This window comes from Roseburia intestinalis L1-82, from assembly GCF_900537995.1.
GTDB lineage: Bacteria > Bacillota > Clostridia > Lachnospirales > Lachnospiraceae > Roseburia > Roseburia intestinalis.
Genome location: NZ_LR027880.1, coordinates 1,944,687 through 1,970,801 on the forward strand (window position 1 = coordinate 1,944,687; position 26,115 = coordinate 1,970,801).

The 26,115-nt window shown below is 41.9% G+C and carries 20 protein-coding genes and 1 other annotated feature; of the genes, 18 read left to right on the forward strand and 2 right to left on the reverse strand.

Going from position 1 to position 26,115, the window contains the following annotated elements; all coding sequences use genetic code 11:
- The first annotated feature begins 125 nt into the window (after nucleotides 1-125).
- The 15 genes from RIL182_RS09085 to RIL182_RS09155 all read left to right on the forward strand — a co-directional run bounded on the left by RIL182_RS09085 (nucleotide 126) and on the right by RIL182_RS09155 (nucleotide 19,550).
- On the forward strand, nucleotides 126-797 hold the full coding sequence (locus RIL182_RS09085) for an LbetaH domain-containing protein (protein ID WP_044999478.1): 672 nt from the start codon (nucleotides 126-128) through the stop codon (nucleotides 795-797).
- Nucleotides 798-882: 85 nt separating this feature from the next.
- Nucleotides 883-2,379 (forward strand): methyl-accepting chemotaxis protein, encoded by a 1,497-nt coding sequence (locus tag RIL182_RS09090; RefSeq protein WP_134523252.1) that lies wholly within the window; start codon nucleotides 883-885, stop codon nucleotides 2,377-2,379.
- Between the two features lie 21 nt (nucleotides 2,380-2,400).
- Entirely contained in the window at nucleotides 2,401-3,993 is a 1,593-nt protein-coding gene (locus tag RIL182_RS09095; RefSeq protein ID WP_006858742.1) for a YARHG domain-containing protein, read from the forward strand.
- 147 nt (nucleotides 3,994-4,140) lie between these two features.
- On the forward strand, nucleotides 4,141-4,833 hold the full coding sequence (locus RIL182_RS09100) for an iron-sulfur cluster assembly scaffold protein (RefSeq protein WP_006858743.1): 693 nt from the start codon (nucleotides 4,141-4,143) through the stop codon (nucleotides 4,831-4,833).
- Nucleotides 4,834-4,851: 18 nt separating this feature from the next.
- A complete protein-coding gene (locus RIL182_RS09105; protein WP_006858744.1) occupies nucleotides 4,852-5,862 on the forward strand; it encodes a GGGtGRT protein in 1,011 nt (336 codons plus the stop codon).
- A gap of 271 nt (nucleotides 5,863-6,133) precedes the next feature.
- Entirely contained in the window at nucleotides 6,134-7,663 is a 1,530-nt protein-coding gene (locus tag RIL182_RS09110; protein ID WP_006858746.1) for a Y-family DNA polymerase, read from the forward strand.
- The gene (locus RIL182_RS09115) at nucleotides 7,660-8,112 is read left to right on the forward strand and encodes a hypothetical protein (RefSeq protein WP_006858747.1); all 453 of its coding nucleotides are present in this window, start codon (nucleotides 7,660-7,662) and stop codon (nucleotides 8,110-8,112) included. The genes RIL182_RS09110 and RIL182_RS09115 overlap by 4 nt, the downstream gene beginning before the upstream one ends.
- A gap of 113 nt (nucleotides 8,113-8,225) precedes the next feature.
- Nucleotides 8,226-10,445, forward strand: a complete 2,220-nt coding sequence (locus RIL182_RS09120; protein WP_134523254.1) for a YhgE/Pip domain-containing protein — start codon at nucleotides 8,226-8,228, stop codon at nucleotides 10,443-10,445.
- A gap of 59 nt (nucleotides 10,446-10,504) precedes the next feature.
- Nucleotides 10,505-10,933: a hypothetical protein gene (locus RIL182_RS09125; RefSeq protein WP_006858749.1), complete on the forward strand. Its 429-nt coding sequence runs from the start codon at nucleotides 10,505-10,507 to the stop codon at nucleotides 10,931-10,933.
- Nucleotides 10,930-13,077: a YhgE/Pip domain-containing protein gene (locus RIL182_RS09130; RefSeq protein WP_134523256.1), complete on the forward strand. Its 2,148-nt coding sequence runs from the start codon at nucleotides 10,930-10,932 to the stop codon at nucleotides 13,075-13,077. The genes RIL182_RS09125 and RIL182_RS09130 overlap by 4 nt, the downstream gene beginning before the upstream one ends.
- Before the next feature lie 21 nt (nucleotides 13,078-13,098).
- The gene (locus RIL182_RS09135; protein WP_006858752.1) at nucleotides 13,099-13,275 is read left to right on the forward strand and encodes a hypothetical protein; all 177 of its coding nucleotides are present in this window, start codon (nucleotides 13,099-13,101) and stop codon (nucleotides 13,273-13,275) included.
- Between the two features lie 115 nt (nucleotides 13,276-13,390).
- Nucleotides 13,391-13,915 carry an acetolactate synthase small subunit gene (gene ilvN, locus RIL182_RS09140; protein WP_006858753.1) on the forward strand — a complete coding sequence of 175 codons (525 nt, stop codon included), beginning with the start codon at nucleotides 13,391-13,393 and terminating at the stop codon, nucleotides 13,913-13,915.
- 70 nt (nucleotides 13,916-13,985) lie between these two features.
- On the forward strand, nucleotides 13,986-15,008 hold the full coding sequence (ilvC, locus tag RIL182_RS09145; protein ID WP_006858754.1) for a ketol-acid reductoisomerase: 1,023 nt from the start codon (nucleotides 13,986-13,988) through the stop codon (nucleotides 15,006-15,008).
- A 243-nt stretch (nucleotides 15,009-15,251) separates the two neighbouring features.
- Nucleotides 15,252-15,561: a binding site (T-box leader), on the forward strand.
- A gap of 226 nt (nucleotides 15,562-15,787) precedes the next feature.
- Entirely contained in the window at nucleotides 15,788-18,205 is a 2,418-nt protein-coding gene (gene leuS, locus RIL182_RS09150; RefSeq protein ID WP_006858755.1) for a leucine--tRNA ligase, read from the forward strand.
- Between the two features lies 1 nt (nucleotide 18,206).
- Nucleotides 18,207-19,550, forward strand: coding sequence for an MATE family efflux transporter (locus tag RIL182_RS09155; RefSeq protein ID WP_006858756.1), 1,344 nt, complete (start codon nucleotides 18,207-18,209; stop codon nucleotides 19,548-19,550).
- 149 nt (nucleotides 19,551-19,699) lie between these two features.
- On the opposite strand, the gene RIL182_RS09160 is transcribed toward RIL182_RS09155, so the two are convergent.
- The gene (locus RIL182_RS09160) at nucleotides 19,700-20,590 is read right to left on the reverse strand and encodes a LysR family transcriptional regulator (protein WP_022112726.1); all 891 of its coding nucleotides are present in this window, start codon (nucleotides 20,588-20,590) and stop codon (nucleotides 19,700-19,702) included.
- A gap of 228 nt (nucleotides 20,591-20,818) precedes the next feature.
- Here RIL182_RS09160 and leuC point away from each other — a divergent pair, with 228 nt between their 5' ends.
- Both leuC and leuD read left to right on the forward strand, forming a co-directional pair.
- On the forward strand, nucleotides 20,819-22,081 hold the full coding sequence (leuC, locus tag RIL182_RS09165; protein WP_006858758.1) for a 3-isopropylmalate dehydratase large subunit: 1,263 nt from the start codon (nucleotides 20,819-20,821) through the stop codon (nucleotides 22,079-22,081).
- Between the two features lie 23 nt (nucleotides 22,082-22,104).
- Nucleotides 22,105-22,593 (forward strand): 3-isopropylmalate dehydratase small subunit, encoded by a 489-nt coding sequence (gene leuD / locus RIL182_RS09170; RefSeq protein ID WP_006858759.1) that lies wholly within the window; start codon nucleotides 22,105-22,107, stop codon nucleotides 22,591-22,593.
- A 157-nt stretch (nucleotides 22,594-22,750) separates the two neighbouring features.
- Here the strand turns inward: leuD and RIL182_RS09175 are convergent, their stop codons facing one another.
- Nucleotides 22,751-23,626: a helix-turn-helix domain-containing protein gene (locus RIL182_RS09175; protein ID WP_006858760.1), complete on the reverse strand. Its 876-nt coding sequence runs from the start codon at nucleotides 23,624-23,626 to the stop codon at nucleotides 22,751-22,753.
- Nucleotides 23,627-23,895: 269 nt separating this feature from the next.
- Here RIL182_RS09175 and gnpA point away from each other — a divergent pair, with 269 nt between their 5' ends.
- Complete coding sequence (gene gnpA / locus RIL182_RS09180) at nucleotides 23,896-26,058, forward strand: 1,3-beta-galactosyl-N-acetylhexosamine phosphorylase (RefSeq protein ID WP_006858761.1); 2,163 nt, start codon at nucleotides 23,896-23,898, stop codon at nucleotides 26,056-26,058.
- The last annotated feature ends 57 nt before the right edge of the window (nucleotides 26,059-26,115 follow it).

Here is a 26,115-nt window from a genome sequence, read left to right on the forward strand (position 1 = left end):
GTTCGAATATTATTTTGACAGATCTGTGAAAACGTTTTACAATAGAACCAGTATGCAAACAGAAATGCCAGGATCACACTGGATTCATATCCATGTGAGAGAGACATTCTGGGATGGAGGAAAAGATGGAAAACGCAAAAATCAGCAATTTATATGATTTAGATGAAACAATCGCAAAAGAATATTTAGAACAGTTTACATATCCATGGGAGGCTTTAAAAGGGATCAGTGAGTTCATAAAAAAACTTGGACCAACATTAGATCCGGAAAAGTTTGAAAAAAGAGGCGAGGATATCTGGGTTGCAAAGAGTGCAAAAGTGGCACCGACAGCATGTTTAAACGGTCCGCTGATCATTGATGAGGATGCAGAAATCCGTCACTGCGCATTTGTCCGCGGCAGTGCGATCGTAGGAAAGGGTTCTGTTGTCGGCAATTCCACAGAACTGAAAAATGATATTATTTTCAATTCCGTTCAGGTGCCGCATTATAATTATGTTGGCGATTCCATTCTTGGCTATAAATCGCATATGGGTGCAGGTTCGATCACGTCAAATGTGAAATCCGACAAGACACTGGTTGTGGTAAAAGACGGTGATGAGAAGATCGAGACTGGATTGAAAAAATTCGGTGCCATGCTTGGGGATTATGTGGAAGTTGGATGTAACTCTGTATTAAATCCTGGAACGGTGATCGGCAGACATACAAATGTATATCCGCTTTCAAGTGTCAGGGGAGTGATCCCGGCAAACTCAATTTTTAAGAAACCGGGCGAGGTTGTACAGAAAAAAGAAGCATGATATTCTTAAACTTAAGATCCGGACAGGTCGGATAAGTTATGGCAGAAAATATTGATTATATTTTAAGTACAGGGAGATAAAATATATGGAAGAAGAAAAGAAATATATTTATAATGATAAAGCGGAACGGATCAAAAAGATGAACCGGTTCTATATAGGTGCAACCATATTTCTTGGAATATTGTTTTTACTGTATCTGTGGCTCCGCATGGCAAATCAGAATCTGGTAAATGCAACAGTATATGGGAATACTGTATTAATAATAGGCGCATCAGTTTTGGACACGATTATTTATCATAAAGATCATGCAACAGCAAAATTAAAAGTGATTGCTACGCTTGAGATGGGATTAGAGTATCTGTTAGTCGGAGTACAGACAGATGCACATTTTATTACGTATGTACTGATCGTTTTAGTTGCGTTACAGATTCCGTACTATGATGAAGGTGGATTAAAAAGAACCTGTGTGGGAGTGAGTATTCTCTACGTGATCGTTACGATTGTTCAGGGAATAAAGGGTATTACTGTATTGAACGTGGATACAATATGTTCTGTGGTCGGCGTGCTTGGCGTTTTATTTATGGTTTCAAGAATTGGAAAGATCACATTATTGTTTAACGCAGATGCACTTGGATCCATAGATGAGGAACACAAAAAGCAGAATGAAATTTTACAGGGAGTGCTTGAGATTTCCAAAACTGTTCAGGAAGAATCAGTTAAGAGCAGCAGCCTGATCGGAAAACTGGTCGAGACGACCAATTCTGTAACTGGCAGTATGCAGGAGATTACAACGGCTTCCGGAATGAATGCAAACAGCATCGAAGAACAGAATACCATGACTGCAACGATCCAGGATGCGATCGAGGAAACAAGTGAGCGATCAAAACAGATGGTGGATATCGCAATGAATTCAAATGACAGCATTCAGGAAAATATGCGTGTGATGGATGAGTTGAAAGATCAGGCAGAGCAGATCACAAATACAAATCATGATGTTACTGAGGCAATGACCAAACTTCAGGATAAGACAAAAGAAGTAGAAGAGATTGCAGGTATGATCTTAAATATTTCAAGCCAGACAAACCTGCTGGCGTTAAATGCATCTATTGAGAGTGCACGTGCCGGAGAAGCCGGAAGAGGTTTTGCGGTTGTAGCAGAGCAGATCAGACAGCTTGCGGAACAGACAAAAAATTCGACGGAAGAGATCACGAGAATTACAAACGAACTGAATGCAAATGCAAATGATGTGGTTGTATCAGTAGAAGGTTCTGTACAGGCAACGGAAGATCAGAAAGAAAAGATTCTTGCTGCGTCAGAAACATTTAATCTGCTTAATAAAAATATAGGTGAGCTGGTTGCCCATATTGAAGAGGTCAATAAAAAGGTAAGCGGACTTTCAGATTCCAACAATAAGATTGTGGTAAACTGCTCGCAGCTTTCGGCAGCGACTGAGGAAGTTACGGCGAGTGCAGAACAGGTACATACACTCAGTGAAGAAAACCTTGATGTTGCAAAACAGGTTCAGAATGCGGTAGAGAAAATTCACAGTACGGCAGATGATATAAAAAAGTTTTTGCACTGACAGAAAGGAGTGCATAATTATATGAAAAATAAAGTGTGGTTGTTTACAGCCGCACTTTTGCTTTTTACAGCAGGGTGTGGGAAGACAGATCTGACAGAAAAGGAAATAAACGGAGATGAGCAGAAAACGATAGAAAGCCAGGAGACGGAAAAAACGACAGAAAAGGATGGAAATGCATCCGGAGAAAAGAAATCTGTGACAGAAAATGAAAACGCAGAATTACAGGAAAATGGGGAAAGTTATACCTGGGAGGATGTTACATTACAGTTTCCAAAAAGCTGGAAAGACAAGTATGTTGTTGCGGAAGATGAAAATGGATTTACGGTTTTTCAGAAGGCTTCCTATGAGAAAGAAAAAGGGATGGGATACCTTTTTGGCATTTCGAAGGACACGGAATGGTATCCGGATGCTGCCGGTGTAAGTATTTTAGGATATACCGATGATGGAGTGTTATATGAGGTTGTGAGGCCTACGGATGTGAGCTGCGATGTGGAAAATGAGGATACTTTAAATGAATATCAAGGGATGATGCAGCAGTCAGATACGGTAGTACAGAATGCGGTCATTGATACACAGAACCTGCACAAAGATGCTGACCAGTATATCATTCCGGTCAGTATGACACAGACAATTTCGGCAGACAGTCTTATCAATATGTCGGACAATGATTTATGGTTAGCACGCAATGAAATCTATGCAAGACATGGACGGGGTTTTACCAATGAATATCTGCAGAGTTATTTTAATGCATGTTCCTGGTATGAAAAAACGGCGGAGACAGATGCATTTGACGAGTCTGTGTTAAGCCAGACAGAGAAAGATAATCTGAAAGTGATACAGGAAGCAGAAAAAACATATGCAGACGAACATCCATATCCGAAAGAGTATAAAACAGGACAGAAAGTTATGGAAGATATTGATGGAGACGGCAGGGAAGAAGAAATACGTTATGATGTGAAAGAGAGTGGCGATTATGCAGGGTATTCCTGTATCCTTACCGTGAATGGAACTTCATATGAACTGTGCGAATATGCGGCGATGGTGACACCGGAAACAGATTGCTTTTATGTCACTGATATTAATGCTTATGATGATTCGTTAGAGATTGCTGTCTTAGATGATGGGCCGAGTGGTGATTATGTGACATATTTTTACCGGTATGATGGAAACACACTCGAATTTGCCGGAGAAGTTACTGGTTTTCCTTTTAAAGAAAAAAATGGCGGTATCAACGGCTTTACCGGACAAAGCGGAATCTATGGAACAATTCGTACAGATATTCTTGAGACAGCATACTTAAATGGCTACTGGTGGTATGACAGTGATGCGGGGAAATTAGAGTATATGGATACCGGAATGCACAGGTATCAGTATTTCACACCGCACAGATTATATGTGGATCTCCCACTGTGGGAGGCTATGGATCAGACATCAGACCAGGTGACGGTTTCATCCGGTCAGGATGTATTCTTTATCAGTTCCGATGCAAAGGAATGGATCTATGTTCGTGCCAAAGACGGAACAAAAGGATATATTCATGTGGATGGGGAAAATATCAGCAACGCCGGCAGACTGGGGTCGGAAGTTTTTTCAGAATTGAATTATTTTGATTAGTGTATAAAAACAAATACACGGAATAAAGATAATTTTTTTCGATTAGGACTTGTAGATTTCAACAAAATGTGCGAAAATAGGTAAGGTATGTTAAATGTATAACAAAGTCTGATACATACAGTTCTATTAAGTGAAAGGAGTCTTAAAATGATTTACACTAAGGAAGTCGAAAACATGTGTCCTGTAGCAAAGGGCGCAAAACATGAACCAGCTCCAATTCCGGAAGAAGGCAAATGGGTTCATTCTAAAAAAATTGAAGATATTTCAGGTTTTACACACGGTGTTGGCTGGTGTGCTCCTCAGCAGGGTGCCTGCAAGCTTTCATTAAATGTAAAAAATGGTGTAATCGAAGAAGCTTTAGTTGAGACAATCGGATGCTCTGGTATGACACATTCCGCAGCTATGGCAGCAGAGGTATTACAGGGCAAAACTATTCTTGAAGCATTAAACACAGACCTTGTTTGTGATGCAATCAATACAGCAATGAGAGAGTTATTCTTACAGATCGTTTACGGTCGTACACAGAGTGCATTCTCTGATGACGGTCTTGCAATCGGTGCTGGTCTTGAGGATTTAGGTAAAGGACTTCGTTCCCAGGTTGGTACAATGTACGCTACCAAAGAGAAAGGTGTTCGTTACTTGGAGATGGCAGAAGGTTATGTAACCGGTATTGCTCTTGACGAGAATAACGAAGTTATCGGATATCAGTTCGTTTCTCTTGGAAAAATGACTGACTTCATCAAAAAAGGCGATGATCCTAACACTGCATGGGAAAAAGCAAAAGGACAGTACGGCCGTGTGGCAGATGCTGTTAAAATCATCGACCCGAGAGAAGAGTAGGAAAGGAGACGGACGAAAATGGCATTATTTGAAGGATATGAAAGAAGAATTGACCAGATCAACGCTGTGTTAAACAGCTATGGTATCAGCTCTATCGAAGAAGCTGAAAAAATTACAAAAGATGCTGGACTTGATGTTTACGATCAGGTAAAGAAAATCCAGCCAATCTGTTTCGAGAACGCTTGCTGGGCTTACACTGTAGGTGCTGCAATCGCAATCAAAAAAGGATGTACAAGAGCTGCTGATGCTGCTGCAGCAATCGGTGAGGGACTTCAGGCATTCTGTATTCCGGGTTCTGTTGCAGACCACAGAAAAGTAGGTTTAGGACATGGTAACCTTGGTAAAATGTTATTAGAGGAAGAGACAGAGTGCTTCTGCTTCTTAGCAGGACATGAGTCATTCGCAGCAGCTGAGGGTGCAATCGGTATCGCTGAGAAAGCAAACAAAGTACGTCAGAAACCATTACGTGTTATCTTAAACGGACTTGGAAAAGATGCTGCACAGATTATCTCCCGTATCAACGGATTCACATTTGTTGAGACACAGTATGATTACAAAGCTGCAAAATTAAATGTTGTATATGAGAAAGCATATTCCAACGGACTTCGCGCAACTGTAAAATGCTACGGTGCAGATGACGTTCAGGAAGGTGTTGCAATCATGCATCATGAGAACGTAGGTGTTTCCATCACTGGTAACTCTACAAACCCAACACGTTTCCAGCATCCGGTTGCAGGTACATACAAAAAAGAATGTATCGAGCAGGGTAAGAAATATTTCTCAGTTGCTTCCGGCGGTGGTACAGGACGTACACTTCACCCGGACAACATGGCAGCAGGTCCTGCTTCCTACGGTATGACAGATACCATGGGACGTATGCACTCTGATGCACAGTTCGCAGGTTCTTCTTCCGTACCGGCTCACGTTGAGATGATGGGTCTGATCGGAATGGGTAACAACCCTATGGTTGGTGCTACAGTTGCTGTTGCAGTTTCCGTTGAGGAAGCTCATAAGGCTGGTAAGTTCTAAGATAAATTTAAAGCATAGAAAGAAACGGGATTTTTGTATTTGCAAGAATCCCGTTTCTTTTTTTGTATAAATTTATTTGAAATTCGAAATCAGTACCTTTTGGAGGATATTGCAAAGTATGGAAAACAAATATATTAGCAGAAGAGTATTTTGAAAAGGGAATACAGGAAGAAAATATTTTTATTTTTCAAAAACAGGGTGATAATCGAACATATTTTCTGCTATAATAATATCTATACCAGAAAAACAGAAAGCGAGGCATCATCCGGTCATGAGTGATTCATCCCATATCTATATTGCAATCGATCTCAAATCTTTTTATGCATCAGTAGAATGTGTCGAACGGGAATGCGATCCGCTGACGACAAATCTTGTCGTCGCAGATGAGAGCAGAACAGAGAAAACAATCTGTCTTGCAGTATCACCGTCACTGAAAGCATATGGAATTCCGGGGCGTGCGAGGTTATTTGAGGTCGTGCAGAAAGTAAAGCAGATTAATAAAGAACGGAGAAGCAGGATCGCCGGAGGTGTGTTTACCGGAAAATCAGCAAATGCGGAAGAACTGAAAAAAGATCCGACACTGGAACTGACCTATATTGCAGCGCCGCCGCGTATGGCTCTTTATATGGAGAAAAGTAACCAAATCTATGACATCTATTTAAAATATGTGGCACCGGAAGATATGCATGTGTATTCGGTGGATGAAGTATTTATGGATGTAATACATTATCTGAAAACATATCAGATGAGTGCGAGAGAACTGGCAGAGAAAATGATCCGGGATGTTTTAAAAGAAACAGGGGTTACAGCAACCGCCGGCATCGGCACGAATCTGTACCTGTGTAAGGTTGCAATGGATATCGTTGCCAAACATGTAACGCCGGATGCAAACGGCGTGCGGATCGCAGAACTTGACGAAATGAGTTATCGCAGACTGCTGTGGGATCACAGACCACTGACGGATTTCTGGAGAGTCGGTGGTGGTTATCGGAAAAAACTAGAGGCGGCAGGACTGTATACGATGGGGGATATTGCACGCTGTTCCTTAGGCGGTGAACAGGATTTTTATAATGAAGATTTTCTTTATAAAATGTTTGGTATTAATGCAGAACTTTTGATTGACCACGCGTGGGGATATGAACCGACCACGATTGACCTGATCAAAGCGTACAAGCCGGAGACAAACAGCATCAGTTCCGGGCAGGTGCTGCAGTGTCCTTATGAGTTTGAAAAAGGAAAACTGATCGTCCGGGAAATGACAGATCTGCTTGTGCTGGATCTGGTGGAAAAGCACTTAGTCACAGATCAGATGGTGCTTACGATCGGCTATGATATTGATAACCTGACGGATCCAAAACGGAGAAATGCGTATCACGGGGAAGTGACCATTGACCGCTATGGAAGAAGGGTGCCAAAACACGCACACGGAACGATCAATCTGAAAAACCAGACATCCTCCACGAAACAGATCATGGATGCAGTGATGGAGTTGTATGACCGTATTGTAGATCCGAATCTTCTGATCCGCCGGATCTATGTGGTAGCCTGCAGGTTATCGGATGAATCATCGGCAAAACAGGAAGATACGTTTGAACAGCTTGATCTGTTTACAGATTATGCGGCATTAGAACAGAAAAAGCAGGCGGAAAAGGTAAAGAAGGAAAAAGAGAGAAAACTGCAGGAGGCAGTCCTCAGTGTGAAAAAGAAATATGGGAAAAATGCCATGCTAAAGGGGATGAATCTGCAGGAGGGGGCTACCAGTGTGGAGCGTAACCGGCAGATCGGAGGGCATAAAGCATGAAAGGGAAAAATATATTTCAGGAAAAAGAAACACATAAATATGATGATATCATCCATCTGCCACATCATGTCTCAACAAAACATCCGCAGATGGCGTTATCAGACAGGGCTGCACAGTTTTCGCCTTTCGCAGCACTTACAGGGCATGAGGACTCTATCCGTGAGACGGCAAGACGAACAGAAGCATTCTTAGAACTCGATGAGGACAAAAAAGAACAGCTTGATGAAAAAATGCATGTTTTACAGGAATATTTTTCGGAAAAGCCGGAGATTATGGTTACTTATTTTGTGCCGGATGAAAAGAAAGCCGGTGGGGCTTATGTTACGCATCGTGGCAGGATACGGAAAATAGATACTTATCTGCGCAGACTTTTATTTGAGGATGGAACGGAAGTTCACATGCAGTATATTTTTGAGATGGATGGCGAAATATTTGGGGATACAGAGTGAAAAAGGACAGATGGGTAAATTTGACAATCAATATTTCGGATGGTATAATCTCCCCGATAATAGGGACTTTTGCTCTATGAAAGAATATGGATGAGTTAAGGAGCTTGTGAGGCATGAAAAATATATGGCGTATTTTTAGCGGAGATATGAAGAGACTGGTGCGGAATCCTTTTGCGCTGGTGATCGCGATCGGTCTTTGTATCATACCTTCGTTGTATGCGTGGTTTAATATATACTCAAACTGGGATCCGTACGCAAATACCAAAAATATCAAGATTGCAGTAGCCACAGAGGATACAGGTTACCAGATGGATGACGGAACTACTGTTAATATGGGCGATTCGGTCATTGAGAGTTTGAAGGAAAATGATAAGATCGGATGGGTGTTTACAGATACAAAAGATGCGGCTTTAGAGGGTGTATACAGCGGCGAATATTATGCAGCGGTCATCATCAGCTCTGACTTTACATACAGTATGTATAATGTATTTCGTGAAGATTTTAAGGGACCGACCATCTCTTATTATGAAAATGAAAAAAAGAATGCCGTGGCGACAAAGATTACGGATTCTGCGGTGTCCACCTTAAAACAGAGCATCAATGAGCAGTTCATAGAAGTACTTGCAAGCAATATATTTGAGCAGACAAATCATATTTCCGAACAGATGGAAGAGAACGATAAGTTTGCTTATTTTCAGAATAAACTGGAAAATCTGAATGAAAATCTGATCGGTTACAGTAAAATGATCGATACGTTCATTGCCGGAAATTCGGAACTTTCCCAGGCGGTTGCAGAGGCGAAAGGCAGCATCCCGGGACTCAGTGACAAGGTATCCGACGGTGCAAAGAGTTTTGGTACGGCGAGAAGCAGCCTGGATGATACAAAGACATCCTTAAAATCATTCAGTGAAAATGTGAACCAGACCATGACAAGCATCAATGATTCTATGAATAAAATTCAGGGGAGTATCAATGCGACGAATCTTGCCGGGGATGCACAGCAGACGGCAGACAGTCTGAATCAGGCAGCACTGGATGCAGTGGAACTGCAGCGGGAACTGAACCGTTTGCAGGAACATTTAAAAAAAGTGGTCGTTGAAGATAGCGTGTCGGATGCAGACCGTACCGTCATTCAGAAAATCATTGAGACGATTGAATCGATCAATGGCGGGGCAACAGATATTGAAAAAGCGATCAGCAGCATTAATCAGATCGCAATGGGATTCTCCGGAGATTCCCAGACGGATACAATCAATACACAGGTATCGGGCAGTATGGTTGCGGATGCAATCAACAAATCGTTGTCGGATATGACGCAGGTTCTCACCACCTGTTCACAGGCAATCACAAATATGCAGGAAATGTATACGACAAGCCTGGTTCCACAGTTAGATAATGTGATCGACAGCATGAGTCAGATGTTGAACAATGTATCAGATATTCTGACAAGACTAGATGACACGTTAGGAGATATGAGTTCTGTATTTTCCGGCATTGAGACGACCGCTACAGGAGCAAATGACAGTTTAGAACAGATTCAGACGGTTATCGATGGTGTGAGTGAAAAATTAACGAAGCTGTTAGACCGGTTAAATTCGGTTGAGGATGATGAAAAAGTACAGGCATTTATGGAGTTCATGAAGGGCGATCCGGAAGGATATGGTGAGTTTTTCTCCCAGCCGGTGCTGGTTACGACAGAGGAGGTTTATCCGATTCCAAACTATGGCTCGGCAATGACTCCGTTTTACACGATTCTTGCGATCTGGGTTGGAGGAACGATTCTCGTCGCGCTGATCAAGGTGAAGGCAGAACCGAAAAATCTGAAAAATGTAAAATCCTATCAGCTCTTTTTTGGAAGATATCTGCTGTTTTTTGTGATGGGACAGTTACAGGCACTGATCATTGTATTAGGAGATATCTATATCCTGCATTGTCAGATTTTATATCCGGGGTGGTTCTGGCTGGTGGCATCGCTTGCCAGCGTTACATTTACACTATTGATCTATTCACTTGCCCTTTCATTCGGTGATGTGGGTAAGGCACTTGCGGTTGTGATCATGGTAATTCAGATTGCGGGATCCGGCGGAACGTTCCCAATTGAACTTTTACCGGCAGTTTACCGGAATATCTATATATTTTTCCCGTTCCCATATGCGATCAATGCCATGCGTGAGACGATCGGTGGTATGTATGGAAGCGATTATATGAAGAATCTGGCGGAACTGATGATCTTTGCGGTAGTTGGACTTCTGATCGGACTTGTAATCCGTATTCCGTTTGTGAAACTGAATCACTTTGTGGAAAAACGAATGGAAGATACAAAAATGATGTAGCGGAAGCAAAGCGTGAAAAGCAAGTCTTTTTTATAGATAGCAGAATTGGAGAGAGAAGAATGGAAGAAAAAAGCAGATACGAGGAAATGTATGGAAAACTCGTTGCATATGAACAGAATATCCATTTGCAGAATCAGAAACGGATCAAGATCGGACTCAAATGTATTGCGATCATTCCGCCTATATTTTTGATCCTGTTATTCTGGACAGACAGTAACAAGGTGGTTTTCCTGATTTTATGGATCGTATCATTATTTGCACTTGCAACTTATCTGATCCTTGTAGAGTATGTAGATTATAACCTGCAGGAGAAGCTAAACGAACTGCGGGATGAAGAGGATAAAGCTGTGGATGTTCTTATGGGAAAACAGCTTGACGAAGTAGAGGAAAATATTAAGAATGCCATTCAGAAATTAGATGAAAAGTTTAATTCCGAGGCAGAGATACCCAAAATAACAGAGAGTGATACAAAGGAGAAAACAGAATGAAAAATATATTTAAAATCTTTATCTCCGATGTGAAACGGATTTTCCAGAACGTGGTTGCGGTTGTGGTTATCATGGGACTTTGTGTGATTCCATGCCTCTATGCATGGTTTAATATATTTTCAAACTGGGATCCGTATGGTGAAAGTTCGACTTCAAACCTGAAGGTTGCAGTGGTATCAGAAGATGAAGGTGTAACGGTGGCGGGTATTTCTGTCAATATCGGTTCATCCGTTGTTGAAGCGTTACAGGAAAACAAGGTTATGGGATGGGTATTTACTGAGACATCCGACGAGGCGGTGGATGGTGTATACAGCGGTGAATATTATGCGGCTCTTGTGATTCCGGATGATTTTACGGAGGAGATGATCAGCTTCCTTGGTGGACAGATCGAACACCCGGATATTATTTATTATGAAAATGAAAAGAAAAATGCGATAGCGCCGAAGATTACCTCAAAAGCCAAAACGTCTGTTCAGGAACAGGTGAATGCAAGCTTCGTGAGCACACTTGCGGAGGCAATGATGCAGGTCGGGGATGCAGTTGCGGGAAACGATGTTGACGGAGGTTCACTTGCGGATACAATTACGCAGCGGTTAAACGATGTAAGCGGTGATCTGCAGAGCTACATCAACATCTTAAATTCATTTGCAAGTATTTTAAATTCTGCACAGAGTATCGTCGCAACAAGCCAGGTCATGCTTCCGGGACTTGATTCCATGGTTTCTACAGGTCAGGACACGGTAAACAGCATGGAAAGTCTGATACTTGCCGGAAATGCAACGACGGATACGGTTACCCAGATGGTTACATACAGTTTTGATCTGGTTGAGAACAGCCTGAATAATGTGTCCATGGTGATACAAAATGACATGGAAAAACTGGGAAAATACGAAGATGCGGCAGGAAACGGACTGAATGCGACAATATCCGTAGTGCCTTATCTGGAAAAAATGTTTAATGACTCGGTTTCAAGCTGGGAGGGACCAGCAGATGACGAGACAAGAATGCAGATCCAGGGTGTGCGTGACCAGTTAAAGATGATTGAACTTGAACTGAACGGACTTGCAGAAAACGGAACTGCCACAGCGGAGGATATCAATACCTTAAAAGGACAGATTACAACCGAGATTGAAAATTGTAAGACGGCTCTGGATGCGCTGCAGCATACGTTTGAGTATACCGTAAAACCACAGCTTGATTCCACGATGAATGCAATGCAGAATTCCATGATCGCAACGACATCGATTTTAAACGGAATCAATGCGGATTTTGGCGATGTGGAAAAGGTGCTGTCAAAATACGAGGACACGCTCTCAAGGGGAAGTGCAGATTTATATGATTCTTTAGAAATGGCGCAGGAGTTATATAATAAACTGACGCAGATCATCGCGGATTTCACCACATTGAGACAGGATGAACAGTATCAACAGTTTATGGAGATATTAGAGACAGATCCACAGCAGCTGGGCAGTTTCATCTCTTCTCCGGTAAATCTTGACACTGTCGGAATTTATGAGATTGAAAATTATGGCTCTGCCATGGCTCCGTTTTATACGATTCTGGCATTGTGGGTAGGTGCGCTGATTCTGGTTGCGATTATTCATGTGAAAGTAGAACCGGAAGAGGGCATCACGGATATAAAACCATATCAGGCATATTTCGGGCGCTATATCCTGTTTTTCCTGATAGGGCAGACACAGACACTGATCACGGTGCTTGGAGATTTGTTTTATGTGCGGATACAGTGTCATAATCCATTCCTGTTCTGGCTTGCCGGAGCAGTCAGCAGTTTTGTATTTACGCTGTTTATTTACTCGCTTACCGTTGCATTTGGAAATGTCGGTGAGGCACTTGCAATCGTTGTTATGGTTATCCAGGTTGCCGGTGCGGGCGGAACATTCCCGATTGAGACATTACCGCAGGTATACCAGTCACTTTATAAATATCTGCCATTCCCGTATGGAATGAATGCCATGAGAGAGACAATCGGTGGAATTTATCAGATGAACTACTGGATCTATGTTGGAAAACTTGCAATTTATCTGGTCGTTTCGCTGGTCATTGGACTTCTTATTGCGATACCGTTCCGTAAACTGAACCATGTCATTGAAAAGAGCAAGGAAAACACGGAGATCATGATCTGATCCCACACGAAGGAGCTTAAAATGTTACTGATTCGAATGGTATTACTTTTGACAGGACTTCTTATGACAGTTGTGCCGGGGGCGTGCACGAGAAAAGACCAGAGAGGTGATCTGAATGCAGAAAAAAGGATACGGCAGATTGGCATCTGGCTTGTGGCAGCAGCAGTCATATGGATTATTACCGCAAAATTTTTCTGAAAATCGACTATGATTTCGGGCAGATGAAAAATTGTTTATTGACAAAATATTTCGATGTGATATCATAGCTTTAGTGTGATGTGTGATTAAAGTATTAAACTATTGGAGATGCAGAATGAGAAAACAGGTATTATCTCTATTAGTGGAGAATAACCCGGGCGTGACAAGTCATATTTCAGGACTTTTCAGCAGAAGAGGTTACAACATTGACAGTTTTTCTTCCGGCGTGACCGCAGATCCGAGATATACAAGGATTACGATCGTCGCGACCGGCGATGAACAGATTTTAGAGCAGATTGAAAAACAGCTTGCGAAGCTGGAAGATGTTGTAGACATCAAAAAACTTGAAAATGGTTCATCCGTGACGAGAGAGCTGATCTTAGTAAAGATTCGTGCGAAAGATACAGAACGTCAGCCAATCTTAAATGTAACCGAGATCTTTCATGGAAAAGTTGTGGATGTAACCCACGATTCGATGGTGATCGAATTGACAGGCCATCAGGACAAGCTGGATGCATTTTTAGATCTTCTGTCCGGATATGAGATTTTAGAACTTGCGCGAACCGGACTGACCGGATTGTCGAGAGGCATTTCCGATGTCGTTATGTTAGACGAAGACGGCAAAAGAGTATCATTATAACAAAATAAGCAGATAAGAATATGCAAATACATATTTTTTATTAAGAAACCAAAATTGGAGGAAATTAATTATGGCAGCAAAAATATTTTATCAGGAAGACTGTAACCTTTCACTGTTAGACGGAAAGACGATCGCAATCATCGGCTACGGCAGTCAGGGACATGCACATGCATTAAACTTAAAAGATTCAGGATGCCATGTTATCATTGGTCTTTATGAGGGAAGCAAATCCTGGGCAAAAGCTGAGAAACAGGGATTTGAAGTATATACAACAGCAGAGGCAGCAAAGAAAGCCGACATCATCATGATCTTAATCAACGATGAGAAACAGGCAGATATGTACAAAAAAGATATCGAGCCAAACCTTGAGGCAGGCAACATGTTAATGTTCGCACATGGTTTCAATATTCATTTCGGATGTATCGTACCTCCAAAGGATGTAGATGTTACCATGATCGCTCCAAAAGCTCCGGGACATACCGTACGTTCTGAGTATCAGGTTGGAAAAGGAACACCTTGTCTGATCGCTGTTGAGCAGGATGCAACAGGAAAAGCACAGGATCTTGCATTAGCATATGCACTTGGTATCGGCGGAGCAAGAGCTGGTGTTCTTGAGACAACATTCCGTACCGAGACAGAGACAGACCTTTTCGGTGAGCAGGCAGTTCTCTGCGGTGGTGTTTGTGCATTAATGCAGGCTGGTTTTGAGACATTATGCGAAGCTGGTTATGACCCAAGAAATGCATACTTCGAGTGTATCCATGAGATGAAACTGATTGTAGACTTAATCTACCAGTCAGGTTTCGAGGGAATGAGATATTCTATCTCCAACACAGCAGAGTATGGTGATTACATCACAGGACCGAAGATCATCACAGAGGATACAAAGAAAGCGATGAAACAGATCCTTTCCGATATCCAGGATGGTACATTTGCAAAAGATTTCTTACTTGATATGTCTCCTGCAGGACGTCAGGTTCACTTCAAGGCTATGAGAAAGAAAGCTGCAGAGCATCCATCAGAGCAGGTTGGTAAAGAGATCCGTAAACTGTACAGCTGGAACAACGAAGAGGACAAACTGATCAACAACTAATTTTTAGCTGAGTAATGAGACAATGGATATTATACTTTAGAGTATAGATTTATTGTTGGAAAGATAAAAGAAAGAATCATCATGTGGTACATTTCATATGATGGTTCTTTTTTTACCTTAAGAACTTGTGAACCGGTATCAGAAAAACTTTTATGACAGCTGGAGGAAACGTTTCTGACAGGGCGGTTGGTACTTGACAAAACCATGGTATATGATAAAATAAATCATGTTGTGAATAAAATACATCAGACTTTGATAAGGAATAGTAAGAATTTTTTATTTTTCAGAGAGCTGCCGGATGCTGCGAGACAGTAAAGAAAAATTCCCAACTCGCCTTTGAGTCCTTTTGTCCAAGCTATCAGTTAGGTTTATAGTGTGTAAGCAAAAGCGTGTTGTCCGCGTTAAGGATCATAAGAGCGTATTGTCTTGTTTTCATGTTAAAATTGATCTGACAGATGAGCAGATGGATTTTAAATATTGACAGATGGGAAATGAAATCAAAAGAATACGAATTAGAGTGGTACCACGGAGTAAGATAGACTTCGTCTCTAAGAGGATGTGCAATTTTAAAAGCATATCTTCGGAGACGGAGTTTTTTTTCGCAAAAACAAGGAGGAAAATCCGCTCCTCGCCATAGGGCTCGGATTTTTCTTCGAAAAACAAGGAGGAAAATCGTCTCCTCGTCAAAGGACTCGGATTTTGCTCCGCAAAACAAGGAGGGAAATCCTCTGCTCCTGCAAGGGCAGTCGCATTTTTCTTCGAAAAACAAGGAGGATTATATGTCAGAACTTTACAATCACAAAGTCGTTGAGAAAAAATGGCAGAAAGTCTGGGATGACAATAAGGCTTTTGCTGCGACAGACGACTACAGCAAACCAAAATATTATGCACTGGTAGAATTCCCATATCCGTCAGGACAGGGACTTCATGTAGGTCATCCGAGACCTTATACAGCACTTGATATCGTAGCAAGAAAGCGCAGAATGCAGGGCTATAACGTACTGTATCCGATGGGATGGGATGCATTCGGACTTCCGACTGAGAACTATGCGATCAAAAATAAGATCCATCCGAAGATTGTAACCGAGAATAACGTAAAGCGTTTCAAAGAGCAGCTTCATTCTTTGGGCTATTCTTTCGACTGGGACAGAGAGATCAACACTACAGATCCGAGTTATTACAAATGGACACAGTGGATTTTCTTAAAACTGTTTAAAGCAGGACTTGCTTACAAAAAAGAGATGCCGATCAACTGGTGTACTTCCTGTAAAGTAGGCCTGGCAAACGAGGAAGTTGTAAACGGTGTCTGCGAGCGCTGTGGTGCTCCGGTTGTCCGCAAGGTAAAGAGCGAGTGGATGTTAAAGATCACCGATTATGCTGAGAAGCTGTTAGAGGGATTAAATGATGTAGATTATATCGAGCGTGTCAAGGTTTCCCAGAAAAACTGGATCGGTAAATCACAGGGTGCAGAGGTAGATTTTGCGATCGCCGGAAAAGAGGACAAACTCCGTGTTTATACGACACGTTGTGATACATTATTTGGTGCTACTTACATGGTTGTATCTCCGGAGCATCCGATCATTGATAAATATAAAGACGAGTTAAAGAACTGGGATGCGATTGCTGCATACCGTGAGGAAGCTGCAAAGAAATCCGATTTTGAACGTTCAGAACTTGCAAAAGATAAGACGGGTGTGGAGATTGACGGTCTTATGGCAGTCAATCCGGTAACCGGAAAAGAAATCCCGATCTGGATTTCCGATTATGTATTAATGTCTTACGGAACAGGCGCGATCATGGCAGTACCGGCACATGATGAGAGGGACTGGGAATTTGCCAAAAAGTTCAATATTCCAATGGTACAGGTTGTTGCAAAAAATGGTGAGGAAGTTGACATCAACGAAGCGGCATTTACAGATGTTGCAACCGGTGTTCTGATCAATTCTGAGTTCTTAAACGGACTGGAAGTAAAAGATGCAAAGGCAAAAATGATTGCATTTTTAGAGGAAAAAGGCATTGGTACAGCAAAGACTAACTATAAATTAAGAGACTGGGTATTCTCCCGTCAGCGTTACTGGGGTGAGCCGATCCCGATCGTTCACTGCGATAAATGCGGCTATGTGCCGATTGATGAGAGCGAGCTGCCACTGATGCTTCCTGAGGTAGAGAGCTACATGCCGACTGACAATGGAGAGTCACCGCTTGCTGCCATGACAGACTGGGTAAATACGACCTGTCCTTGTTGTGGAGGTCCTGCAAAGAGAGAGACAGATACAATGCCGCAGTGGGCTGGATCTTCCTGGTATTTCTTAAGATATACCGATCCGCACAATGATGAGGCACTTGCAAGTCCGGAGGCATTAAAATACTGGATGCCGGTAGACTGGTACAACGGCGGTATGGAGCATACAACACTCCATCTGTTATATTCCAGATTCTGGCATAAATTCCTCTATGACGAGAAAGTAGTTCCATGTCCGGAGCCTTACCAGAAACGTACTTCCCACGGAATGATCCTTGGTGAGAACGGAGAGAAGATGTCAAAATCCAGAGGAAATGTCGTAAATCCGGATGATATCGTAAGAGAGTATGGTGCAGATACCTTAAGAACTTATGAGATGTTCATTGGAGCATTTGATTTAAGTGCATCCTGGTCTGAGGATGGCGTCAAGGGCTGCCGTCGTTTCTTAGAGCGTGTATGGAAGTTACAGGACATCATGACAGAAGAAACCGGATATTCCAAAGAACTTGAGACAAAGATGCATCAGACCATCAAGAAAGTCAGCAGCGATTATGAAAATCTGAAATACAATACCGCGATCGCTGCAATGATGGCTTTGATTAACGAGTTCTATAAGAAAAATGCTGTGACTAAGGGCGAGTATGAGACACTCTTAATTCTGTTAAACCCTGTTGCTCCGCATATCACAGAGGAACTCTGGCAGATCATTGGCGGAACAGGTTATGTATACCAGCAGAAATGGCCGGAATTTGACGAGGCAAAAACAGTTGAAAATACGGTTGAGATCGCAGTACAGATCAATGGAAAAACGAAAGGAACATTGGCAATCGGCAGAAATGACGCAAAAGATGATGTTATTGCAAAAGCAAAAGAATCAATTGCAGATAAGCTGACTGGAAACATTGTAAAAGAGATTTACGTTCCGGGAAGAATTGTCAATATTGTAATGAAATAAGATGAAAAAAGGAACAAACTTATTAGAGGGTTCCATCTGGAAGGGGATTGTGTCATTTGCAATCCCCCTCTTTTTAGGGAACCTGTTTCAGCAGTTATATAATACCGCCGATTCCCTGATCGTCGGTAATTTTCTTGGCAGTGATGCTCTTGCAGCTGTCAGTTCTTCCGGCAGTCTGATATTTCTGATGGTCGGCTTTTTTAATGGAATTGCAGTTGGTGCCGGCGTTGTCATTTCGAAATATTTTGGAGCAGCAGATTATGAAGGATTGAAAAAAGCAGTACATACCAATATTGCATTTGGTCTGGTGTCCGGCTGTATCCTGACAGCGGTCGGAATGATATTGGCACCCCAGATTCTTGTATTGATGGGAACGCCGGAGTCGGTGCTGCCAAACTCCATTGTATATTTCAGGGTATATTTTGCGGGATCGGTCGCATTTGTCATGTATAATATCGTGATGGGAATCTTGCAGGCGGTCGGGGACAGCAGACATCCGCTTTATTATCTGATCTTCTCATCGATTGTAAATATTGTACTGGATTTATTGTTTGTAGGTTTACTGGGATTTGGCGTTGGTGCTGCGGCACTTGCGACGATCATCTCGCAGTTTTCCAGCGCATTTTTATGTATGCTCCGTCTGATGCGCACCAAAGATGTCTATCAGGTACAGATCTCACAGATCCGTTTTCATAGGGGAATGTTGGGACAGATCATCGGAATCGGACTGCCGTCCGGTATGCAGAACTCCATCATTTCATTTGCCAATATCATCGTGCAGACGAATATCAACAAATTTGGTGTGATGGCAGTTGCGGGATGTGGTGTTTATTCGAAAATAGAAGGATTTGCATTTTTGCCGATCACCTGTTTTGCAATGTCGCTCACAACGTTCATCGGGCAGAATCTCGGAGCAAAACAGTATGACAGGGCCAAAAAAGGTGCGTATTTTGGCATTACCTGTTCGACACTGCTTGCAGAAGTTGTCGGTGTGATCGTATTTTTTACAATTCCGCAGCTTGCAGCGGCATTTAACAATGAAGCGCAGGTTGTTGAATTTGCAACCAGACAGGCTCACATAGAAGCATTTTTCTATTGCTTCCTGGCATTTTCGCACTGTATCGCCGGTATCATGCGCGGTGCGGGAAAATCTACCGTGCCGATGTTTGTCATGCTTGCATCCTGGTGCATCATAAGAATTACATACATCACGGTTACCGTGCATTTTATCCCGAAAATCCAGGTCATCTTCTGGGCGTACCCGCTGACCTGGTCAATCAGTTCGGTGATCTTTTTGATTTACTTCTTAAAAGCGAATTGGCTATATAGTTTTGAAAAGAAATAAAGTTTATTGAGCCAATTCGCTTTGCCAACCTGGCTGTATAGTTTTGAGAAAAAGTAAAGTTTTATTTAGCAGTTGGCTTTGCCAACCTGGCTGTATAGTTCATGATAATAGAATGTTCGCGGAGCGTGCATTCTATTATATTGTATCTGTTAAAAGTTTTTATAAAACCGGATAAATTCCCCAAGTGTTTTGGAAGGTTTTGTCGTTGTTTTATAGGCAAAACCGACCTCACGCTTATGGATTGGGATGCCAAGCGGAATCTCCACTAAGGCGCCGGAGGCGAGATCCTCTTTTACAAAACTTTTGATGACGCAGGCAACGCCGACACCGATACGGGCAAAGTCGATCAGAAGATCCATGCTGGAGATGTCGATGGATTCCTTGACCTGAATCTGGTTGTCAGAAAGATAGTCGTCGATATATTGGCGTGTCATATTGTTTTTATCGAGCAGCATCAGTGTTGAGTTTGTAAGGATCTGATCCTTGTGGACGCCGCGCGCGCGCAAATTCCGCAGATAGTCTTTGGTGCAGACAAAGATATCTTCGATCTCTTCGAGAAAATCAAAATGGATATTTTTTAAATTATCCGGTTTTCCTACCAGACCGATATCGATCTTATTGTCCTCGAGCAGTTCAAGTGTCTCGTTGGTCGACTGGCAGGTGATGGAGATAGAGACATGCGGGTTCTGTCTTATAAATTCCTGCAAATAAGGAAGCAGCAGATATTTACAGAGGGTTGCGCTGACACCGATCTTTAAGTGTCCGACACCGAGCTCAATGGAACGTTTTAATTTTTCCTCACCGAGGGTTAAAGTCTCAAAGGCACTGCTCACATGGTCGTAGAGCAGTTTTCCCTCATCGGTTAAGACAACGCCGCGCGAACTTCGGGAAAACAGCTTGCAGCCGACACCTTCCTCTAATTTCTGGATGGATTTACTGATGGCAGGCTGGCTGATGTAGAGTTCTTTGGCAGCCTTTGAAATGTTGCCGGTATTTGCAACGGTATAAAAAATCCGGTAAGATGATAAATTCTGGTTCATGATAAAATTCCTTTCTGATACTGGATACATCGATAATTTTTCTCATTATACCATGAAGTTTAGTTATGGTAAATATATTTAATATGTATTTTTATTATAGTAACACCTGTGTTAGAATAACATACAGATAGGACAGCGAATGTTGTTCTACACACACATCACACAAAAAACGGGAACGGGCACACACCATTCCTGACACAGATTTTAATTTTTTAGGAGGATATACCCATGGGGATGACGATGACACAGAAAATCCTTGCAGCTCATGCAGGACTTCCATCAGTCAGTGCCGGACAGCTTATTGAGGCAGATTTGGATCTGGTTTTAGGCAACGACATTACTTCACCGGTAGCGATTCATGAAATGGATAAAATGAAGGTGGACGGTGTCTTTGATAAGGATAAGATCGCACTTGTATTAGATCACTTCGTGCCGAATAAGGATATCAAATCTGCACAGCATTGTAAATGCGTCAGAGAGTTTGCATGCCGGCATGATATTACAAATTATTTTGATGTAGGAGAGATGGGAATAGAGCATGCACTGCTGCCGGAGAAAGGTCTTACCGTGGCAGGCGATGTCATTATCGGTGCGGATTCCCACACCTGTACCTACGGTGCGCTGGGTGCATTTTCCACCGGAGTCGGCAGTACGGATATGGCGGCTGGTATGGCAACCGGAAAAGCATGGTTTAAAGTCCCGGCAGCGATCAAATTTGTCCTGACCGGCAAACCGGCAAAATGGATCAGCGGAAAAGACATCATTTTACATATCATCGGAATGATTGGTGTGGACGGTGCGCTCTACAAATCAATGGAATTTGTTGGGGACGGCATTTCCTTCCTTTCTATGGATGACCGTTTTACAATCGCAAACATGGCAATCGAAGCAGGCGGAAAAAATGGTATTTTCCCGGTAGATAATCTTGCAAAGGAATATATGGAAGCACATTCCAAACGTCCATATGTTGTCTATGAGGCAGATGAGGATGCAGAGTACGAGGAGACTTATACGATCGACCTTAGTACTTTAAAGCCAACCGTTGCATTCCCACACCTTCCGGAGAATACAAAGACGATCGACGAGGTCGGTGACATCAAGATCGACCAGGTAGTGATCGGCTCCTGTACAAATGGAAGAATGGATGACCTGCGTGTGGCAGCATCTATTTTAAAAGGCAAAAAAGTAGCAAAAGGATTGCGTGTGATCGTGATCCCGGCAACACAGAAGATCTACCTCGATGCGATGGAAGAGGGACTGTTAAAGACCTTTATCGAGGCTGGTGCAGTTGTAAGTACACCGACCTGCGGACCTTGCCTTGGCGGTTATATGGGAATCCTCGCAGAGCATGAGCGCTGCGTTTCCACCACAAACCGTAACTTCGTAGGAAGAATGGGACATGTGGAGTCTGAGATTTATCTTGCCAGCCCGGCAGTAGCGGCAGCAAGTGCGATCACCGGAAAACTTTCCGGACCGGATGAAGTAGCATAGGTTTAAGAAAAAGGAGAGTAAACATGAAAGCAGCAAAAGGTCATGTATTCAAATACGGAGACAACGTAGATACCGATGTCATCATTCCGGCAAGATACTTAAATTCTTCTGATCCGAAGGAACTGGCATTGCATTGCATGGAAGATATCGATAAAGACTTCGTAAAGAATGTCAAAGCAGGAGATATCATGGTGGCAAATAAAAACTTTGGATGCGGTTCATCCAGAGAGCATGCACCGATCGCCATCAAGGCAGCCGGTGTGAGCTGTGTTATCGCAGAGACATTTGCACGCATTTTTTACCGCAATTCGATCAACATCGGACTTCCGATCATCGAATGTCCGCAGGCGGCAAAAGAGATCGAGGCCGGGGACGAAGTAGAAGTCGACTTTGATACCGGAGTGATCACGGATGTGACAAAGGGTACCTCATATCAGGGACAGGCGTTCCCGCCGTTCATGCAGAAAATTATTGACTGTGAGGGACTGGTCAACTATATTAACCAGAAATAAAATGAAAATGAATGAATAAGAAAATCCGTCAAAGACTGGGACTGCATTTCTATGCAGTGGGTCTTTGGCGGATTTTTTTGTTTTGTCGTAATAAAGAAAATGTGTATCATTTTGTGCATGAAATGATCAATTAAGTCTATATGTTTCTATAAAATTTTCAAATATAATAGGAATCATCCTGCATGGTTTTCGAATCTGTTTGTTTCAGTTTACGGTATTGCAGGGGTGACATACCTGTATTCTTTCGGAAAATCTGCGAAAAATACGACTGTGATGAAAAACCTGTGCTGGATGCAACTTCTGCAATCGAGCGACTGGAGCTGAGCAATAGTTCTTTGCTTGCAGCGAGTCTGGTTTCCATCAGGTAATTGATGGGGGATGTTCCAACATACTCCGTAAAAGAATGTGATAAATAAAATTTGTTGATATGGGTGATTTCAGCGAGCAGATCTAAAGTAATATTTTTTGCATAATTAGCATCAATATATTTTTTCGCAACAAAACATTCCTTTGATATTTGCAAAGTGGTATCAGATATGACAGAAAGATGCTGTTCGCGTGTAATATAAACAAGCAAAACCTGTAGGAGACCATGACAGATTGCTTCAAAACCTGGCTTTCTTGCATTAAACTCTTTTATCATAATCTGGGAAAAATTAATAAAGTGTGTTTTGGCGGAACCATAATTATAGTAGCTGTATCCTTTTGGGTTAGCAGCGTTTTGGGAATTAAAATAGAAAGCGAGCCCTTCTACACCAAATACAATATAGGTCATAGGATCGTTTGACATCGTTTTTTCCGTATGTTCAATATGTGGATTTATGATTATCAGATCGTCTGCACATACAGAAACCGTATCATTTTCAATGTAAAATACACCTTTTCCACTGATAACATAGAAAAGTTCAGAAAACTGATGGGTGTGAGGGTGGCTTTGCCAATCCCCTTCGTATTTAGAAATAGAAATATAACGAAGTTTAAAATCCGGATCGGGTACTCCTTTGTACTCAAAATTAATTAATTCATTACTCATTTGTATTATCTTCCTGTTGTATCAAATTTTATATCTTATAGATTAAAACCGCAATATTACTAAAATAATGTTGTGAAACTGATGAATAAAATAGCAATTAAATAGGGTTTCTTATTGCAAGTATACAGTAATTTATGATAAATGCAAATATTTTATTGAGTATAAAGCAAGATATATAAAAATTAGAGCAACATAAAAATTGAAGCAGTTGATGCAGACAGATATACTTAAAAACATCAGGTGATGAGACAAGAAAGGAGAAGACAGGAATGACAAAACAAACAGGCAGACTGACATTGCCGACCGATGCAGACATTGTCGAGGAAACCATACGATTGAAAAATCTTCTTGGAGCAGATGCATTGCGTGACTGTGACGGAACGGAGATGCCGGATGCGTTATTGAATGAGCCGGTAAAGAAATATGCAACGTATTATACGACCAGAAAGGATAATGCCTGGGCCGAGCAAAATCCGGAAGAGATTCAACAGGAATACCTGATCAGCAATCGCGTAACTGCAAGAAGTGAAAAACTATGTATAAGATTGATGGAAGGATTTCATACACAGCAGTTAAAAGTCAATACGTTGGATGATCCCAAAAGATGGTGGGAAGTAATTGATCGCACAACGGGTGAAGTGGTTTCTGTCGATGACTGGGAATTTAAAAAAGAACGGGAAGAAGTTGAAATAAAAACCATTCCTTATCATGAATATACGGTAAGTTTTCTGGCGTTTTTAATATGGGATCCTGTACATATGTATAACTTTATTACAAATGATTGGAAAGATACACCACATCAACTGACATATGATGTGCGGCAGCCGAAAACCCAGAAGTACGTAAAAGAAAAATTAAAACGCTGGTGTGAAGAAAACCCGCAGATCGACGTGGTAAGATTTACAACTTTTTTTCACCAGTTTACACTTACCTTTGATGATAAAAAACGTGAAAAATTTGTAGAATGGTTTGGATATAGTGCAAGTGTAAGTCCATACATATTAGAGAAATTTGAAAAGTGGGCAGGGTATAAATTCAGACCGGAATTTATTGTGGATCAGGGATATCACAACAGCATGTTCCGTGTGCCAAGTCGTGAGTTTAAGGATTTTATTGAATTCCAGCAGCAGGAAGTTTGTGCGCTTGCCAAGGAACTTGTAGATATTGTTCATTCCTATGGAAAAGAAGCGATGATGTTTTTGGGAGATCATTGGATAGGGACGGAACCATACGGAAAATATTTTGCAGAAATTGGTCTGGATGCAGTAGTTGGTTCTGTTGGCAGTGGTGTGACACTCCGTATGATTTCAGATATAAAAGGGGTTAAATATACAGAAGGAAGGCTTTTGCCATATTTTTTCCCCGACGTGTTTGGAGAAGGCGGAGATCCCATAGGGGAGGCAAAGGACAACTGGATGAAAGCGAGAAGGGCAATTTTACGTTCTCCGCTTGACCGCATCGGATATGGCGGATATTTAAAATTGGCCAGTGAATGGCCGGGATTTATAGAAGAGATTCAAAGTGTTGTCGGGGAATTCAGACAGATACATGAAAATATGAACGGGACGAAATCTTATGTTGCACCATTTAAAGTAGCAGTTTTAAACTGTTGGGGAGGTTTGCGGAAATGGATGTCAAACCAGGTGCATCATGCAATATGGCACAGAGAAACTTATTCTGCAGAGGGAGTGCTGGAATGTCTGAGTGGAATGCCGTTTGATGTGGAATTTATCTCTTTTGATGATGTGAAAAAAGGAATCCCAAAAGATATCAGGGTGATCATCAATGTTGGAGATGCATATACGTCATTCAGTGGAGCTGAAAATTGGATTGATGAAGCAGTTGTAACAACGTTAAGACAGTTTGTGGATGAAGGTGGTGGATTTATCGGAGTAGGAGAACCGACAGCATATCAGCATCAGGGAAGATTTTTCCAGCTGGCGGATGTGCTTGGTGTAGATCGTGAGATGGGTTTTTCACTAAGTACAGATAAATATAACGAGAAAAATCCGCAGCATTTTATCTTGGAAGATATTGAAGGGGATATTGATTTCGGAGAAGGTACGACCCGCATTTATGCGCAGGGAGATCATTATCAGATTCTTGCAATGGATGGAGAATACAGCCAGCTGGTTGTTAATCAATACGGAAAAGGTCACGGTGTTTACTTTGCAGGATTGCCGTATTCCCCTCAGAACTGCCGTATTCTGCTTCGTGCAATTTATTATGCAGCGGGAATGGAACAGGAGATGAAACGATATTACGTAACAAATGTAGATACTGAGGTCACTGTTTTTCAGAAAACGCAAAAAATAGCTGTCATAAATAATTCAGGAAAAGAATGTCAGACAGATCTGTATATCAATGGCGATTTTATCGTAAGGTTGACACTAGAACCAGGAGAAATGCGGTGGTTGAATGAGACAATGTAACTATTGATAATTTATGAGTGGTATCATACCGTCATATTTTATAAAATAAAAAAATAA